Source organism: Arthrobacter sp. TS-15 (assembly GCF_006964045.1).
In the GTDB taxonomy this organism is placed as follows: Bacteria; Actinomycetota; Actinomycetes; order Actinomycetales; family Micrococcaceae; genus Arthrobacter.
Genome location: NZ_SDXQ01000134.1, coordinates 1 through 1,027 on the forward strand (window position 1 = coordinate 1; position 1,027 = coordinate 1,027).

At 74.1% G+C, this 1,027-nt stretch carries 1 protein-coding gene and 1 pseudogene; one reads left to right on the forward strand and one right to left on the reverse strand.

The window, feature by feature from the left end; translation table 11 throughout:
- Positions 1-620 (forward strand): substrate-binding domain-containing protein (locus EU811_RS23320; protein WP_142940600.1); only part of this gene is annotated, 620 nt, incomplete at its 5' end.
- 29 nt (positions 621-649) lie between these two features.
- Here EU811_RS23320 and EU811_RS23325 read toward each other — a convergent pair.
- Positions 650-1,003: pseudogene (locus tag EU811_RS23325) on the reverse strand (homocysteine S-methyltransferase family protein); the annotation flags it as partial.
- Positions 1,004-1,027 lie beyond the last annotated feature (24 nt).

Genomic DNA, 1,027 nt, shown 5'->3' on the forward strand with positions numbered 1-1,027 from the left:
GAGTCGTCTCGGTGGGCGCGGCCAACTGGCACGGCGGGGTGACCGCCACCGAGCATCTGCTCTCCCTCGGCCACGAACGCGTCGCCGTCATCGCCGGTTACCGCCGCAAGATGTGCAGCACCGCGCGCGTCGCCGGCTACCGCTCGGCCCTCGCGGCGGCCGGACTGCGCCACCGACCCGAGTACCTGCGCTACGGCAACTTCGACGAGAGCGCCGCGCACCGGCGGATGCTGGAACTCCTCGACCTGCCGGAACCGCCCACGGCCGTCTTCGTCTGCTCGGACCGCATGGCCCTCGGCGCGTACCGAGCCCTCGCCGAGCGGGGGCTGTCCGTCCCGGACGACGTCAGCGTGGTGGGCTTCGACGATCTGCCCGAGGCCCACTGGGCCTCACCGGCCCTCACGACCGTCCGCCAGCCGCTCGCCGAGATGGCGGCGACGGCACTGCGCCTGCTGGTGCGGATGATGGCGGGCGAGCAGCCGGAGGGGACACGTACGGAGCTGTCCACACGGCTGGTGGTACGGGCGAGCACGGCACCCCGCCGACCCGCCCCGCCCTCGCGCGGGGTCGAGCGAATCGAGGGAGTCGGGCGCGTTGGGCGCGTTGGGCGAATCGAGTGAGCCCAGTGAGCTGAGCGAGCTGAGTCGAGTCAGCCGACTGCCTCCGCGATCCCGGTGATCGCCGTCGGCCCGACCCGGCAGCACCCGCCGATCAGCCGGGCCCCGGCCCGCTCCCAGCCGCCGACCTGTTCGGGGGTGAAGGTGGAGCGGCCGGTCCAGGCGCGTGCCTCGGCGTCCCAGGTCTCGCCGCTGTTCGGGTAGACCACGACCGGCTTGCCGGTGACGCGTGCGGCGGTCTCCACCGCGGCGTCCACGTCGTCGGGGGCGCAGCAGTTGACGCCGACCGCGATCACCTCGTCGGCGTCGGCGGCGAGTGCGAAGGCCTCCTCCAGCGGCTGCCCGGCCCGGGTCCGGCCCCCGGCGACGCTGTACGACAGCCACGCCGGTACGCCGAGCCCACGAGACTA